General features: G+C 72.8%; 15 protein-coding genes. 7 read left to right on the top strand and 8 right to left on the bottom strand.

Features of this window, described 5'->3' with window-relative positions:
* Positions 1 to 17: 17 nt before the first annotated feature.
* The gene (locus ABZ154_RS08040; protein ID WP_356830130.1) at positions 18 to 509 is read right to left on the bottom strand and encodes an ATP-binding protein; all 492 of its coding nucleotides are present in this window, start codon (positions 507 to 509) and stop codon (positions 18 to 20) included.
* A 197-nt stretch (positions 510 to 706) separates the two neighbouring features.
* On the bottom strand, positions 707 to 1075 hold the full coding sequence (locus ABZ154_RS08035) for an STAS domain-containing protein (RefSeq protein WP_356830128.1): 369 nt from the start codon (positions 1073 to 1075) through the stop codon (positions 707 to 709).
* 286 nt (positions 1076 to 1361) lie between these two features.
* Between ABZ154_RS08035 and ABZ154_RS08030 the strand changes: the two genes are divergently transcribed.
* Complete coding sequence (locus ABZ154_RS08030; RefSeq protein ID WP_356830218.1) at positions 1362 to 2357, top strand: RNA polymerase sigma factor SigF; 996 nt, start codon at positions 1362 to 1364, stop codon at positions 2355 to 2357.
* Between the two features lie 578 nt (positions 2358 to 2935).
* On the opposite strand, the gene hutI is transcribed toward ABZ154_RS08030, so the two are convergent.
* The 4 genes from hutI to hutU form a co-directional block, all read right to left on the bottom strand.
* Complete coding sequence (hutI, locus tag ABZ154_RS08025; RefSeq protein WP_356830126.1) at positions 2936 to 4108, bottom strand: imidazolonepropionase; 1173 nt, start codon at positions 4106 to 4108, stop codon at positions 2936 to 2938.
* 74 nt (positions 4109 to 4182) lie between these two features.
* Positions 4183 to 5550 (bottom strand): formimidoylglutamate deiminase, encoded by a 1368-nt coding sequence (locus ABZ154_RS08020; protein WP_356830124.1) that lies wholly within the window; start codon positions 5548 to 5550, stop codon positions 4183 to 4185.
* Entirely contained in the window at positions 5541 to 6821 is a 1281-nt protein-coding gene (locus tag ABZ154_RS08015) for an allantoate amidohydrolase (protein ID WP_356830122.1), read from the bottom strand. The genes ABZ154_RS08020 and ABZ154_RS08015 overlap by 10 nt, the downstream gene beginning before the upstream one ends.
* A complete protein-coding gene (gene hutU / locus ABZ154_RS08010; RefSeq protein WP_356830120.1) occupies positions 6821 to 8479 on the bottom strand; it encodes a urocanate hydratase in 1659 nt (552 codons plus the stop codon). Before hutU ends, ABZ154_RS08015 begins: the two co-directional genes overlap by 1 nt.
* A gap of 234 nt (positions 8480 to 8713) precedes the next feature.
* On the opposite strand from hutU, the gene ABZ154_RS08005 reads away from it, so the two are divergent.
* From ABZ154_RS08005 to ABZ154_RS07985, 5 genes are all read left to right on the top strand, one after another.
* On the top strand, positions 8714 to 9046 hold the full coding sequence (locus ABZ154_RS08005; protein WP_356830118.1) for a hypothetical protein: 333 nt from the start codon (positions 8714 to 8716) through the stop codon (positions 9044 to 9046).
* A 43-nt stretch (positions 9047 to 9089) separates the two neighbouring features.
* Positions 9090 to 9503, top strand: coding sequence for a hypothetical protein (locus ABZ154_RS08000; protein WP_356830116.1), 414 nt, complete (start codon positions 9090 to 9092; stop codon positions 9501 to 9503).
* On the top strand, positions 9500 to 10312 hold the full coding sequence (locus ABZ154_RS07995; RefSeq protein WP_356830114.1) for a winged helix-turn-helix domain-containing protein: 813 nt from the start codon (positions 9500 to 9502) through the stop codon (positions 10310 to 10312). The genes ABZ154_RS08000 and ABZ154_RS07995 overlap by 4 nt, the downstream gene beginning before the upstream one ends.
* A gap of 38 nt (positions 10313 to 10350) precedes the next feature.
* Entirely contained in the window at positions 10351 to 10818 is a 468-nt protein-coding gene (locus tag ABZ154_RS07990; protein WP_015608984.1) for a roadblock/LC7 domain-containing protein, read from the top strand.
* Between the two features lie 122 nt (positions 10819 to 10940).
* Complete coding sequence (locus tag ABZ154_RS07985; RefSeq protein WP_356830112.1) at positions 10941 to 11315, top strand: hypothetical protein; 375 nt, start codon at positions 10941 to 10943, stop codon at positions 11313 to 11315.
* A gap of 70 nt (positions 11316 to 11385) precedes the next feature.
* Here ABZ154_RS07985 and ABZ154_RS07980 read toward each other — a convergent pair whose 3' ends face one another.
* On the bottom strand, positions 11386 to 11925 hold the full coding sequence (locus tag ABZ154_RS07980; protein ID WP_356830216.1) for a hypothetical protein: 540 nt from the start codon (positions 11923 to 11925) through the stop codon (positions 11386 to 11388).
* 156 nt (positions 11926 to 12081) lie between these two features.
* Positions 12082 to 12927, bottom strand: coding sequence for a MurR/RpiR family transcriptional regulator (locus tag ABZ154_RS07975; RefSeq protein WP_356830110.1), 846 nt, complete (start codon positions 12925 to 12927; stop codon positions 12082 to 12084).
* A gap of 198 nt (positions 12928 to 13125) precedes the next feature.
* Between ABZ154_RS07975 and ABZ154_RS07970 the strand changes: the two genes are divergently transcribed.
* Positions 13126 to 13569, top strand: a complete 444-nt coding sequence (locus ABZ154_RS07970; RefSeq protein WP_356830108.1) for a hypothetical protein — start codon at positions 13126 to 13128, stop codon at positions 13567 to 13569.
* Positions 13570 to 13890 lie beyond the last annotated feature (321 nt).

Raw genomic sequence — 13890 nt, 5'->3', positions numbered from 1 at the left:
TGCGGGATGCCTCCGGGTTACGCGGGGGCGGCGAGCTCCGCCCAGACGGTCTTGCCCGGCATCTCCGGCGTGCGCTGCACGCCCCAGTCCAGGCAGAGGCGTTGCACGATGAACATGCCGTGTCCGCCGGGGCGGCCGGCGCGGTGCGGCGTTCGGGGGGCGGGCTGGCCGGTCCCCCGGTCGACGACCTCCACCCGCAGCGCCTTGGGCGTACGGCCGATCCGGAGCTCTTCGGGACCCTCGGCGTGCAGACAGGCGTTGGTCACGAGCTCGGAGACGACCAGCAGGACGTCCTCGGCCGCGGCCCGGCGGTCCGCGCTGGAGGCCGGGAGCCAGCCCCAGTCGTGCAGGGCCTGCCGGGCGAAATCACGGGCCATCGGGACGATGCCGCTGGCCTGCCCGAGTGAGAGCGTGCGCCACTGCCGCTCGGCCGGAACGGGCGAGGCTGCGCCCGCTCCTTCCGGCTCGCGGCCGAGGTCGCCCGGCGGATGCTGCCGGGTGGTGCTCATCAGCGCTTCACCTCACCGATTCGCCATGTCGCCATGTCGCGATTGAACAGAAATGATCAGTTACCGACTGTGCCGGATCTTTGCGGGATGCCGACGGGGGTCTCCTGCCCGGCCGCACCCTTACGACACCCACTTCGGGCTGCCGATCGCTCAACACGGCCGCCATCCGGGACGACGCGCGAGCGCACCGTAAGGACCTAGGTCCGTAGAGCGTCTTCGAGCGTGGCGTGGACGGTGAAGACCGCCTCCGCGCCGGTGATCTCGAACACTCTCGCCACGACCGGTTGCATTCCGGCCAGATGAACCCCTCCTCCGGCCGCCTCCGCCTTGAGGCGGGCGCCGAGAAGCACGTTCAGCCCGGTGGAGTCGCAGAAGTCCAGGCGTGAGCAGTCCACCACCAGGCGTGACCGCCCTTGCTCGACCGCGCTCTCCAGGGGCTCCCGCAGCAGATCGGCGGTGTGGTGATCGAGCTCACCCACCGGAGTCACGACCTCGCTGTGCCCCTCGGTCCGGGCCTCGACCTGAAGCCGACCCCGGTTCGCACTGCCGACCGTCCCGCGGTCCATGCCCATGTACCTCTTCGCCGTCCGTCACTGTGCGCGTCACCGCCTGTGCGGCTGTATGCAGAGCCGCCGCCGACGTGCGTAAAACAGTACGCGTTTCGTACGCCACGCGGTAGTCGGAGACCTCAACAAACCGGACATATGCGGTTAATTGGCGCTTGTAACTGCTGGCAGGAACCGGGTATGGGTAGAGGGACACCTGAAACACGACCGGCTTTGGAGGCGCCGCTTCACCGCAGGAACACGTATGGGCATCGGCAGCCATATGCCGAGAACGATGGAGGAGACCATGTCACCCCGGCTCGACGAAGCGCGTACCCCCAACGCGTCGTCGGCATGTCCTCAGGGACCGACCAATTCCGACTCCCCCGCCGCGACCGCCGTTCCCGGCCCGCGCACCAGCTCCACCACCAGCACCATCAGCACCACCCCTGACTCTTCCGGCGAGGGGCTTGAGGGCTTCACGGGGCTCCTCACAGGGCTCGAAGGACTGCCCGAGATCCCGCCCTACGCCGAAATCGGAGCTCTGGACGCCAGGGCCCTGTCGAAGACGCTCTTCGAGCGCCTCGAATCCCTCGAAGAGGGCACGCACGAGTACGCGTACGTCCGCAACACCCTCGTCGAGCTCAACCTCGCGCTCGTCAAGTTCGCCGCCTCCCGGTTCCGCTCGCGCAGTGAGCCGATGGAGGACATCGTCCAGGTCGGCACCATCGGCCTGATCAAGGCGATCGACCGGTTCGAGCTGAGCCGCGGTGTCGAGTTCCCGACGTTCGCGATGCCGACCATCGTCGGCGAGATCAAGAGGTTCTTCCGCGACACCAGCTGGTCCGTGCGCGTCCCGCGCCGGCTCCAGGAACTCCGGCTCGACCTGGCCAAGGCGGGGGACGAGCTCTCCCAGCAGCTGGACCGCGCGCCCACCGTGGCGGAGCTGTCCGAGCGCCTCGGCATCACGCCGGACGAGGTCGTCGAGGGCATGTCCGCGAGCAACGCGTACACCGCGAGCTCGCTGGACGCCAAGCCCGAGGAGGACGACAGCGAGGGCGCCCTCACGGACCGCATCGGCTACGAGGACCACGGGCTCGAAGGCATCGAGTACGTCGAGTCCCTGAAGCCGCTGATCGCCGCACTGCCCTCGCGGGACCGCATGATCCTCTCGCTCCGCTTCGTCAGCAACATGACGCAGTCGGAGATCGGTGAGGAGCTGGGCATCTCGCAGATGCACGTGTCCCGGCTGCTCTCGCGGACTCTGGTCAAGCTCCGCAAGGGGCTGACCCTGGAGGAATAGCCGAACCCGGTCCGCCGCCCTCCACGGGGCCGCGCGGGCCGGTGCCGAGCATGCGGAAGGACCCGCTCCTGTACGTATCCACGTATCCAGGGCGGGTCCTTCCGCGTGTCCGCCCTCACGGCCGGGCCCCGGACCGGCTACTCACCTCGTTGAGTACGCGCCCTCACGCGCCGGGCCCTGCGGCCTCCCAGCGTTCGATCATGAACTCGTTCCGCCCTGTCCCCCCTCCCCGCGGGTCGCGCGCCGCCCGTACCGCCGTCGGCGTCGCCGTGCTGCTCGGCGTCGCGGCGCTCGCCTGGCTGTGGAACGGCCCCTGTATCCGGCCGCCGACCCCGACCGTCGCCGTCCGGCTGAAGGCGGAGGCCGGGCAGGTGTACGCCGCGGCCGCGCTGCCCGGCCGGCCGGTGGTGGGGCCCGCCCGGGTGGAGACGCGCGCCTGCTACTACCGGTGGACGTGCGCTGGTACTACGGGACGGGGACGTACTCGGTCAGCGTCTACGCCGACTGCGGCAAGCTTCCCGACGGCTTCGACGAGCATGACTGGCCGGAGGGCGAGTGGGACCCTCGCGATGCCCCTTCTACTCCACCCGCTCCCCGCTCCGCCACACCGCGCTGACCAGCGGGACGCCCGGGCGGTAGGCGAGGTGGACGTGGCTCGGGGCGTCCAGGAGGACCAGGTCGGCGCGGGCTCCGGGGGTGATCCGGCCGATGTCCGTGCGGCGCAGGGCCGCGGCACCGCCCGCGGTGGCGGACCAGAGTGCCTCGTCGGGGGTCATCCCCATGTCGCGTACGGCCAGGGCGACGCAGAACGGCATGGACGAGGTGAACGACGAGCCGGGGTTGCAGTCCGTGGAGAGCGCGACGGTGGCCCCCGCGTCCAGCAGGCGGCGGGCGTCGGGCCAGGTGGCGCGGGTGGAGAACTCGGCGCCGGGGAGCAGCGTGGCGACCGTGTCGCCCTGGCCCAGCGCGTCCACGTCCGCGTCGGTGAGGTGGGTGCAGTGGTCGGCTGACGCGGCGTCGAGCTCGACCGCGAGCTGTACGCCGGGGCCGTACGTCAGCTGGTTGGCGTGGATGCGGGGGTGCAGCCCCTTGGCGCGGCCCGCCGTGAGGATGGCGCGGGCCTGGTCGCCGTCGAAGGCGCCGCGTTCGCAGAAGACGTCGATCCAGCGGGCGTGCGGGGCGCAGGCCTCCAGCATGGGGCCGGTGACCAGGTCGACGTACCCGGCCGGGTCGTCGGTGTAGTCCGGGGAGACGACGTGGGCGCCGAGGTAGGTGACCTCGTCGGTGTGGCGGGAGGCGATGCGCAGGGCGCGGGCCTCGTCCTCGACGGTGAGGCCGTAGCCGGACTTGGTCTCCAGGGTGGTGGTGCCCTGGCGCAGGGCCTCGGCGAGGTAGCGGGCGACGTTGTCGGAGAGCTGCTCGTCGGAGGCCTGGCGGGTGGCGGCGACCGTGGTGCGGATGCCGCCCGCGGTGTAGGGCTGCCCGGACATCCGGGCGTTGAACTCCTGGGTGCGGTCGCCCGCGAAGACGAGGTGCGAGTGGGAGTCGACGAAGCCGGGGATCATGGCCCGGCCCGCCGCGTCGAGGACGTTGTCAGTGGCGGGTGCTTTGCTTGATTCACCGGTCCAGACGATGCGGTCGCCCTCGATGACGACGGCCGCGTCCTGGATCAGGCCCAGGGGGGTCCCGTTGCCGAGGGAGGGGTCATTGGTGACCAGGCTGGTGATGTGCGTGACGGCGGTGGTCGTCATCTGGAGAGTGTTCTCCTTGCGTTCCGGGGGGTCCGGGGAGTGCGGAGCTCTTGCGCGTCCGGGCGGGTCCGGGGTCAGTGGTGCAGGGCTGCTACTGCCGCCGCGAGCCCTCCTGGCACGTCCTCGATCAGCGCGTGGCGGCCGTCGCGGACGATGTGGCGGCCTGCCACGACCGTGTGCCGCACATCAGCGGCGGAGGCGGCGAATACGGCGGTCTCCGCTGCCAGCCGGGGCACCGGTCCCGCCGTTCTGACGGAGTCCAGGGCGATGGTCGTCAGGTCGGCGGGGGCGCCCGGTTCGACGACGCCCGCGTCGGGGCGGCCGAGTGCGGCGTGCCCGTCGGCGGAGGCCGCCCTCAGCAGGGCGGCGGCCGTCCAGTGGCCCCGGATGTGCGTGCGCAGCCGCTCGTTGAGCTCCATCGCGCGCGCCTCTTCGAAGAGGTCGATGACGGCGTGGCTGTCGCTGCCCAGCGAGAGCGGCGAGCCGGCCTTCTGGAGGGCGGCGGCGGGGCCGATGCCGTCGGCGAGGTCGCGTTCGGTGGTGGGGCACATGCAGGTGCCGGTGGCGGAGGAGCCGAGCAGTGCGATGTCCTCCTCCGTCAGATGCGTGTTGTGGATGCCGGTGGTGCGCGGGCCGAGGACGCCGTGGTCGGCCAGCAGCCGGGTGGGGGTGCGGCCGTGGGCGGCCCGGCAGGCGTCGTTCTCCGCCGTCTGCTCGGAGAGGTGGACGTGGAGGGGGGCGCCCCGCTCCTCGGCCCACGCGGCGACGGTGGCCAGCTGGTCGGCCGGGACCGCGCGGACGGAGTGGATGGCCGCGCCGATCAGGGTGTGGTCGTCACCCTTGAGGAGGGAGGCGCGCTCGGCCCAGGCGTCGGCGGTGATGTCGGAGAAGCGCAGCTGGTGCCGGTTGGGCTTCTCGCCGAATCCGGCGGCCAGGTAGGCGGTGTCCAGCAGGGTGATCCGGATCCCCGCCTCGGCCGCCGCCGCGATCAGCGCCTCGCCCATGGCGTTGGGGTTGGCGTAGGGCGTGCCGCCGGGCGCGTGGTGCAGGTAGTGGAATTCGCCGACGGAGGTGATGCCGGCCAGGGCCATTTCGGCGTACGTGGCGCGGGCCAGGTCGAAGTAGGTGTCCGGGGTGAGCCGGGAGGCCACCTGGTACATCAGCTCGCGCCAGGTCCAGAAGGTGCCGGAGCCCACCTGGGCCGTGGCCCGCAGGGCCCGGTGGAAGGCGTGGGAGTGGGCGTTGGCCAGGCCGGGGAGGGTCAGCCCCTGCAGCACCGTGGCGCCGGGCGGGGGCGTCCGGGCCCCGGTCCTGACCCCGGCGATGCGGCCGTCGGCGACCTCCACGGTGACGTCGGGCTCGACATGGGTCCCGAGCCAGGCGTGGTCCATCCAGTACGTGGCGGTGACGGGCCCGCCCGCCGCCCGGGTTGTCAGCTGCACGCGAGACCTTCCAGTACGTCGGCGAGTGCCCGCACCCCGGCCGTGCAGTCGTCCTCGGCGGCGTGTTCGGCCGGAGAGTGCGAGATTCCGGTGGGGTTCCGTACGAAGAGCATGGCGGTGGGCACCGAAGCGGACAAAATACCCGCATCATGGCCCGCGCCGGTGCCGAGGACGGGGACCGGGCGCCCCGTGTCGCCGCTCCCCCCCAGGATCTTGGCGAGTTCGTCGCGCAGGGCGTGCTCGAACTCGACCACGGGAGTGAAGGACTCCCGTACGACATCGAGGTCGATCCCGGCCCGTTCGGCGTACTCACGGGCGGCACGCTCGATACCGGTGACGACGGCGTCCAGGGTGGCCTGGTCGGCCGCGCGGGAGTCCAGCCAGCCACGGACGAGGGAGGGGATGGCGTTGACCCCGTTGGGCTCGACCGCGATCTTGCCGAAGGTGGCGAGGGCGCCGGTGAGTTCGGCCTCGCGGCGGGCGGCGAGCACGGTCTCGGCGTACGTGAGCATCGGGTCGCGGCGGTCGGCCAGGCGGGTGGTGCCCGCGTGGTTGGCCTCGCCCCGGAAGTCGAAGCGCCAGCGGCCGTGCGGCCAGATGGCGGAGGCGATGCCGACGGGGTCGCCGGTCAGGTCCAAGGCGCGGCCCTGCTCGACGTGGAGTTCGACGAACGCGCCGATACGGGCGAGCCGTTCCGGGTCGGGGCCGATGGCCCCGGGGTCGTATCCGGCCGACTCCATGGCGGCGGGCAGGGTCGTCCCTTCCGCGTCCCGGAGGCGGTGGGCGTCGGCGACGGTGAGCTGTCCGGCGGCGAGCCGGGATCCGACACAGGCGAGACCGAAGCGGGCGCCCTCCTCGTCACCGAAGTTGGTGATCGCCAGGGGGCGGGTGAACACGGCGCCCCGGCTTCGGAGTTCGTCGAGCGCGGCGAAGGAGGAGACCACGCCCAGCGGCCCGTCGAAGGCGCCGCCGTCCGGTACGGAGTCCAGGTGCGAGCCGGTGACGACGGCGTCGCCGGCCAGGGGGTCGCCGAGCCAGGCCCACTGGTTGCCGTTGCGGTCCCTCTCGTAGGTGAGGCCCCGCGCCTCGGCCTGCGTACGGAACCAGGCCCGGCAGTCGAGGTCCGCCGCCGACCAGGCGTACCGCCGGTAGCCGCCGCTGCCGGGGTGGCGGCCGACGGGGGCCAGCTCGCGCCACATGGAGAGGAAGGAGTCACCCGTACGCCACTGCTCCCGGGCGCCGGAGGAGGCGGCGGATGCGCCCGTAGGCATCAGTTGCCCTCCGCCATCGGGACGCGTACGCCCTTGTCCGTGGCGACGGACTCCGCGATGTCGTAGCCGGCGTCGACGTGGCGGATGACGCCCATGCCGGGGTCGTTCGTCAGGACGCGGCGGATCTTCTCGCCCGCGAGCTCGGTGCCGTCCGCGACGGTGACCTGGCCCGCGTGGATGGAGCGGCCCATGCCGACACCGCCGCCGTGGTGGAGGGAGACCCAGGAGGCACCGGAGGCGACGTTGACCATGGCGTTGAGGAGCGGCCAGTCGGCGATGGCGTCGGAGCCGTCGAGCATGGCCTCGGTCTCGCGGTACGGGGAGGCGACCGAGCCGCAGTCCAGGTGGTCGCGGCCGATGGCCAGCGGGGCGGCCAGTTCGCCGCTCGCCACCATGTCGTTGAAGCGTTCGCCGGCCTTGTCGCGCTCGCCGTAGCCGAGCCAGCAGATGCGGGCGGGCAGGCCCTGGAAGTGGACGCGTTCGCCGGCCATCTTGATCCAGCGGTGCAGGGACTCGTTCTCCGGGAAGAGCTCCAGCATCGCCCGGTCGGTCTTGTGGATGTCGGACGCCTCGCCGGACAGGGCGGCCCAGCGGAAGGGGCCCTTGCCCTCGCAGAAGAGGGGCCGGATGTAGGCGGGAACGAAGCCGGGGAAGTCGAAGGCCCGGTCGTATCCGGCGAGCTGGGCCTCGCCGCGGATGGAGTTGCCGTAGTCGAAGACCTCGGCCCCGGCGTCCATGAAGCCGACCATGGCCTCGACGTGGCGGGCCATCGACTCGCGGGCGCGCTGGGTGAAGTCGGCGGGCTTCTCGGCGGCGAGGGTGGCCATCTCGTCGAAGTCGACGCCGAGCGGGAGGTAGGCCAGCGGGTCATGGGCGCTGGTCTGGTCGGTGACGATGTCGACCGGCGCGCCCTCGGCGAGCATCCGGGGCAGCAGTTCCGCCGCGTTGCCGAGGAGGCCGATGGAGAGCGGGCGGCGGGCGTCGCGGGCCTCGACGGCGAGCTGGAGCGCGTGCTCCAGGTTGTCCGCCTTGACGTCCAGGAAGCGGTGCTCGATGCGGCGCTCGATGGCGCGCGGGTCGCAGTCGATACAGATGGCGACGCCGTCGTTCATGGTGACGGCGAGCGGCTGGGCGCCGCCCATGCCACCGAGCCCGGCGGTCAGCGTGATCGTCCCGGCCAGGGTGCCGCCGAACTTCTTCGCGGCGACGGCGGCGAAGGTCTCGTAGGTGCCCTGGAGGATGCCCTGGGTGCCGATGTAGATCCAGGACCCGGCGGTCATCTGGCCGTACATGGTGAGGCCGAGCGCCTCCAGGCGGCGGAACTCCTCCCAGTTGGCCCAGTCACCGACCAGGTTGGAGTTGGCGATCAGGACGCGCGGCGCCCACTCGTGGGTCTGCATGACGCCGACCGGCCGCCCGGACTGGACGAGCATCGTCTCGTCCTGCTTGAGCGTCTGGAGGGTCCGGACCATCGCGTCGAACGAGCGCCAGTCGCGGGCCGCCTTGCCCGTGCCGCCGTAGACGACGAGCTTGTCGGGGTGCTCGGCGACCTCGGGGTCCAGGTTGTTCTGGAGCATGCGCAGGGCGGCTTCCTGCTGCCATCCCAGGGTGCTGAGGGCGCTGCCGCGCGGCGCTCGTACGGGGCGGGGTCCTGACATGGCGGTGCCTCCTCGCGACGGTGAACATCTATTCACATCCTGAGGCGCTGAATAGTCGTAGTCAACAGGCGCGGTTCGCGGCACGCCCGGGAAAGCGTCTCCCGTCCCGTCGCACGCCCGTCCCGAGGCACCGACGAGCACGCCCGGCACACCCGCACCCGGCGTCGGTTTTCCGCCGAAACCCTGCGCGCCGGTCGCCCTGTTCACGGCACCGACTCGGCGCCGATCGACCTCGTGACGGCCTCGCGGCTCTGCTACGGCATGACCGACGCGCGTGCCGCCGCCCGGGACGGACAAGGTGCCGACGGGCCGGCCCTGGCGAGCCCGCTCGACGGCCGGGGCACCGAGGTGTACGTACGCGCCGGGATCCTGCCGCTGATCGGCATCGGGCCGTGCGCGGTGGACAAGGCGGTGATGACGGCCCGCGAGAAGTCGGGCACCGTGGAGGGCCGACGGAACGTCACCTCGCGTCCCGGCCAATGGAATCGAGCCGCTCCTTTACACCCCTCGGCGCATGTACCAAAGGAAAATGCCAGAACCTCCCCCTGCCCTGAGCACGTTGCGTAGCCTCAGGGTCACAGCCGTACGCCGCGTCGGGAGGGGAATCCGCGTGCCCGGAATCGACGAGTGCCTGCTCGAAGTCATGAGGCTGCCCGGCGCCCGGGGCGCCTCGGTGGTCGACTGGACGAGCGGCCTCGCGCTCGGCACCATCGGCGAGTCCCCCAACGGCGACCACGAGGCGACGGCGGCCGAGACGGCGGAGGTCGCCCGGATGACCGCCGAACAGCCCGCCTTCGCCCGCCTCGCTCCAGGAGGCGGAACCGAACGCTCCGGGGAAGCGCCGAGCACCCCCGTCGAGGACGTCATCGTCACCACCCAAGACGGTTACCACATGCTCCGCTTCGTCGAGACGGCTTTCGACAGCAGCGTCTTCCTCCATCTCTGGCTGAGCCGCTCCGAGGGCAACCTCGCGATGGCCCGGTTGCGTCTGGGCGAGCTGGCCGAGCGGCTGGTGCTGGCATGAGCGCGATAGCCGCCGACCGCGGCGCCCCGGAGACGGACCGGCTCCCGGTCCTCTCCCCGATGCTCCAGCGCCTCGCCGCCGAACGGGCCACCGGTGCCCTGATGCGCGACCGGGGCACGCTCTACCTCGCCGACGGCCAGGTGGTGCACGCCGAGAGCCCCGCCACCCCCGGCATCGACGTCCTCCTCACCACCGGCGGCACGCTGCGGCACGAGGGCTGGTGGGACGCGGTGGCGCAGGCCGGGGCCGGACAGCGGGTCGGCCGCTATCTAGTGGACAGCGGTCATGTGCCGGGCGGGGCACTGGAGTTGTGTCACCTGGGCGCGCTGTACGACGCCGCGTTCTTCGCCCTCGCCCCGACCGGGACACCCGCCCGCTTCCGTTACGGGGTGTCCCACTGGATCGGTCCGGTGCGCCCGGTCCCGGTGGCCGCCGTCCAGCGCGAGACGCTGCGCAGACGGGAGCTGCTGGACCGGATCTGGCCCGACGCCGCCTGCGACAGCGCCCCGGTCGTCCGGGCGCCGGCGCACCCGGGCGACAGCCCCGTACCCGCCCGCCAGCGCGCCGTCCTGGAGCTGGCCGACGGCGGGCGTACGGCCTCGGACATCGCCCAGGCACTGGGCCGTTCGGCATTCCACATCCTGGTCGACCTGCGGCGGCTCGCCGCGGCCGGCCTGGTGGAGCCGGTCCGCGCGCAGCCATTGCCCGCCGCCGCCTCGCCACACGGCCGGATCACGCTCCCAGAGGTGACGGCCGACCCCGATATCGCCCTGCTGCGCCGGCTCCGAGACGCATTGGAGGCCCTGTGATACGCGCGCTCAGACAGCGTGCCGGGAGGAGACAGCTGATGGTTCCCGAGGCCGAGACGCGCGGTGTCCTCGACGAGCTCCAGCGGTTACGGGCCCGGGTCCCCCTCCTCGCCGGGGCACTGGCCGCCTCCACCGACGGACTGGTCCTCGCCCACGACACCCCGGGCATCGAGGCCGAGGGCGTCGCCGCCCTCACCGCCGCCGCGCTCGGCGTCTCGATCCGGATGACGGAGGCCACCGGCCGCGGCGGCTTCCGGGAGCTCCTGGTCCGCGGCGAGAGCGGCTACATCGCCACCTACGCCGCCGGCTCCTCCGCCGTCCTGACCCTGCTGGCCGAGGACCGCATCAACGTCGGCCGGCTCCACCTGGAAGGCCGCCGCGCGGGCGCCCGGATCGGCGAACTCGTCGACACCGCCCTGGAACGCGCCGAGCGCACGCCCCCCATGCCCCGCACCGCCCCAGCGCGCGGCGCCCCCAACCGCACGCTCCCGCAGCGCCCCACGTAACCGCCTCCCCCACCCGTACGCCCCAGACCACCGGGACTCACGCCATCACGCGGAACCCCACGTCACTCACACAGAAACGGACCCGGTCGCCGCGACCGGCCACGGAAAGGAAACGAGCCTCCATGGCGAACACCGAAGCGTCACTGAAGGAAGCGATGAGCTCGATCGAGGGCACCACGGGTGTCGCCCTCGTCGACTACACGAGCGGAATGGCCCTGGGCACGCTCGGCGGCAGCAAGGACTTCAACCTGGAGGTCGCCGCCGCGGGCAACACCGACGTGATCCGCGCCAAGCTCCGCACCATGGAGCACCTGGGGCTCAAGGAGGAGATCGAGGACATCCTCATCACGCTGGGCACCCAGTACCACCTGATCCGGCTGCTCAAGACCCGGGGCAGCAACGGCCTCTTCCTCTACCTGGTGCTGGACGCGAGCCGGGCGAACCTGGCGATGGCCCGCCACCAGCTGAAGAAGATCGAGGCGGAGCTGGAGATCTGAGTCTCTGGAGGTCGGACCTCGAGCGGGGAGGTCCAGACGCGCGCAGGTCCACATGCGCAGAGGTCCGGCCTCACCGGCGGCGACGCCGCGCCCCTCCCGGCGCGGCGTCCCCCGCCGCCGGCCCCGTCGTGCGGTGCCCTCGCACCCGCTTCGCGACCGGGCTGCCGCGCCCGGCCCGATCGGTGCGCACCCAGTACAGGGCGTCGTCCCGCCGCTCCCGCTGCCCGATCCGCACCGCCTTGGCCCAGAGGCCGGCCCCCGCGCCCGCGAGCACCAGGCCGCCGGCGCCCGGCAGCGCGAACGAGGACACCACCGCCACCACGAACGCGCCCAGCAGCCACCACCGGTGCCCGCGCCGCCACACCCGTACGGTCACGGCCCGGTCCTGGAGGAAGTCACCGCGCCCCGCCCGGGTGGCCCCCCGCGCCAGCTCCGCGTACCGACCGCCGCGCGCCAGGACCACGACGGCGGCGGTCACGATGAAGAGCGCCGCCCCCGCCAGCAGTCCGATCCGGCGCCCGGTCAGCCCCGGTACGAACGCTCCCGCGGCGGCGGCCACCAGCCCGGCCCACCACAGCGGGGCCGCTCCGGCCCGCACGATCACGGCCACTCTCGCCAGCGACTGTCCTCCGCGCCCCACGTCCGTACCCCTCTCGCTCCATGCCCGCCGGTACCTGTGCCGGTCGTTCCGGTCGCGGAGATTAGCGGTCGCGGATGAGGGCCGCGTGAGAATCCGCGACATCGGCGGACTCCGCGTCGCGGGCCCTCACTCCACGAAGAGGCCCCGCGCCGCCGCCCGTACGTCGAACTCCTCCAGCCGAGCCTGGGCGTCGGGCAGTTCGTCGCACATCGCCTCCAGCAGCACCCGCCCCAGCAGCATCGGCGCGCAGACGGTGTCGAAGGAGAGACCGGAGCCGATGGCCGCCGGGAGGAGCAGGTCGCTGTGCTTGGCGACGGGCGCGAAGGCGGAGTCGGCGACGGTGACGACGGTGAGCCCCTGCTCCCCGGCGTACGCCAGCGCCTGCACGCACTCCCTGGGGTGGCGCGGCAGCGCGAAGCACATCAGGGCGGTGGCTCCTGCCCGGCGGGCGGAGTCGATCCGGTCCAGGAGCATGGAGCCGCCCTCGTCGAGGACGCGTACGTCGGGGTGCACCTTGGCGGCGAAGTAGCCGAACCCGCGCGCCTGCGAGGAGGCCGCGCGCAGCCCCAGCACGGGCAGCGGCCGGGACCCGGCCAGCAGGCGGCCCGCCCGCTCCACGGGCCCGGGGTCGGCGAGGAGGTCCGAGAGGTGCTGGAGGTTCTCGATCTCGGCGCGGACGGCCTGCTGGTACTCGTTGTACGTCTCCCCCGCCTCCTCCTGCTCCGCGTCGGCGGGCGCGACCTCGCGCAGGTGGCGGCGGAGCGCCGGGTAGCCGTCGAAGCCGAGGGCGACGGCGAAGCGGGTGACGGAGGGCTGGCTGACCCCGGCGAGCTCGGCCAGCTCGACGCTGGAGAGGAACGGCGCGTCGGCCGCCCGGCGGACCATGCAGTGCGCGATGCGCCGCTGGGTGGGCGTGAGCCGGTGCCCCTCGAAGAGCTGCTGCAACCGCGCGGCGGGGCTGCTCCCACTCATGCTGTCCCCTTGCTGGATCCTCGCTGGACCCGTCGCGCCACGACCGGCGTCGCGCCACGGTCGGCGCCGACGGATCCATTCAGCCAGGAAGGCTCCTGCATGTCCATATGCAGCGGGTGGACGGGCGGCCTCCCGGCCGGGATATACGGGGGTTAGCCCCCGTGCTCCGTCCCGCCGCCGCTCGTAACGTGAACGGGTATGGAAGCCCGTGACCACGAGATCGAGAAGGAGCTCGCCGCCACCCTGCAGGCGCGCGGCGAGCTGGGGCCGGAGTACGAGTCCGCGCTCATCGACTCGTTCCTGGAGAAGGTCGAGCAGCGCCTCGACGCCACCATGGACCGCCGGGTCCGGCGCCACCTCGCCGAGCAGCAGGTGACGGCCGCCCGGGACCCCCGCTCCGTACGGCCGCCGTCCGCGGCCGGGGCACCACCCGGCTTGGGGGAGCGGTTCGGGTTCGGGGTCGTCTCGCTCGTGCTGGCCGTCCCGCTCTCCGCGATCGGGGTCGTCAACGCCGGCATCGAGGGCCTGGTGGCGACCTGGCTGGGGATCGTCGGGGTGAACGCGGTCCACGCGGCGCGCAGCGGGGGCCTGTTCCGGCAGCGGGAGCGGCGCGCGGCCCCGGCCTCGGAGTGGCGGGAGTGACCGGGTGACGTCGCCGCGTAGGTGACGCAGCCTGGAACGACCGCGCGGCCGGGCCCGCGAAGGGCCCGGCCGCGCGAGGCATGTCGCGGGGGCCGCCGCACCCCCGGTGGCCCGGGGGGCGGGACGACGGCGGTCCCCGCGAAGGACGCGGTCCGGGTCAGGGCCGGATGCCCGCGTCCGGGCGACGGTGGAGGTCCGGGAGCCGCTCCGTAGTCCGGTGTCGCCGTTCTGGGTGCCGGCGGGTCTCCCTGCCGGCACCCACCAATGTGCCGCAGCCGTATTAAGCGGGTGCTGCGCGGACGTGACGCGCTCGTACCGTTT

The organism is Streptomyces sp. NPDC006261 (assembly GCF_040613515.1).
Classification (GTDB): Bacteria; Actinomycetota; Actinomycetes; order Streptomycetales; family Streptomycetaceae; genus Streptomyces.
This window is presented reverse-complemented; position numbering and strand designations above follow the sequence as displayed.

Bases quoted from the DNA above. Each gene is read 5' to 3' on its own strand.
- ABZ154_RS08040 (WP_356830130.1), bottom strand. From the start codon at position 509: ATGAGCACCACCCGGCAGCATCCGCCGGGCGACCTCGGCCGCGAGCCG.
- ABZ154_RS08035 (WP_356830128.1), bottom strand. From the start codon at position 1,075: ATGGACCGCGGGACGGTCGGCAGTGCGAACCGGGGTCGGCTTCAGGTC.
- ABZ154_RS08030 (WP_356830218.1), top strand. From the start codon at position 1,362: ATGTCACCCCGGCTCGACGAAGCGCGTACCCCCAACGCGTCGTCGGCA.
- hutI (WP_356830126.1), bottom strand. From the start codon at position 4,108: ATGACGACCACCGCCGTCACGCACATCACCAGCCTGGTCACCAATGAC.
- ABZ154_RS08015 (WP_356830122.1), bottom strand. From the start codon at position 6,821: ATGCCTACGGGCGCATCCGCCGCCTCCTCCGGCGCCCGGGAGCAGTGG.
- hutU (WP_356830120.1), bottom strand. From the start codon at position 8,479: ATGTCAGGACCCCGCCCCGTACGAGCGCCGCGCGGCAGCGCCCTCAGC.
- ABZ154_RS07995 (WP_356830114.1), top strand. From the start codon at position 9,500: ATGAGCGCGATAGCCGCCGACCGCGGCGCCCCGGAGACGGACCGGCTC.
- ABZ154_RS07990 (WP_015608984.1), top strand. From the start codon at position 10,351: ATGGTTCCCGAGGCCGAGACGCGCGGTGTCCTCGACGAGCTCCAGCGG.
- ABZ154_RS07985 (WP_356830112.1), top strand. From the start codon at position 10,941: ATGGCGAACACCGAAGCGTCACTGAAGGAAGCGATGAGCTCGATCGAG.
- ABZ154_RS07975 (WP_356830110.1), bottom strand. From the start codon at position 12,927: ATGAGTGGGAGCAGCCCCGCCGCGCGGTTGCAGCAGCTCTTCGAGGGG.
- ABZ154_RS07970 (WP_356830108.1), top strand. From the start codon at position 13,126: ATGGAAGCCCGTGACCACGAGATCGAGAAGGAGCTCGCCGCCACCCTG.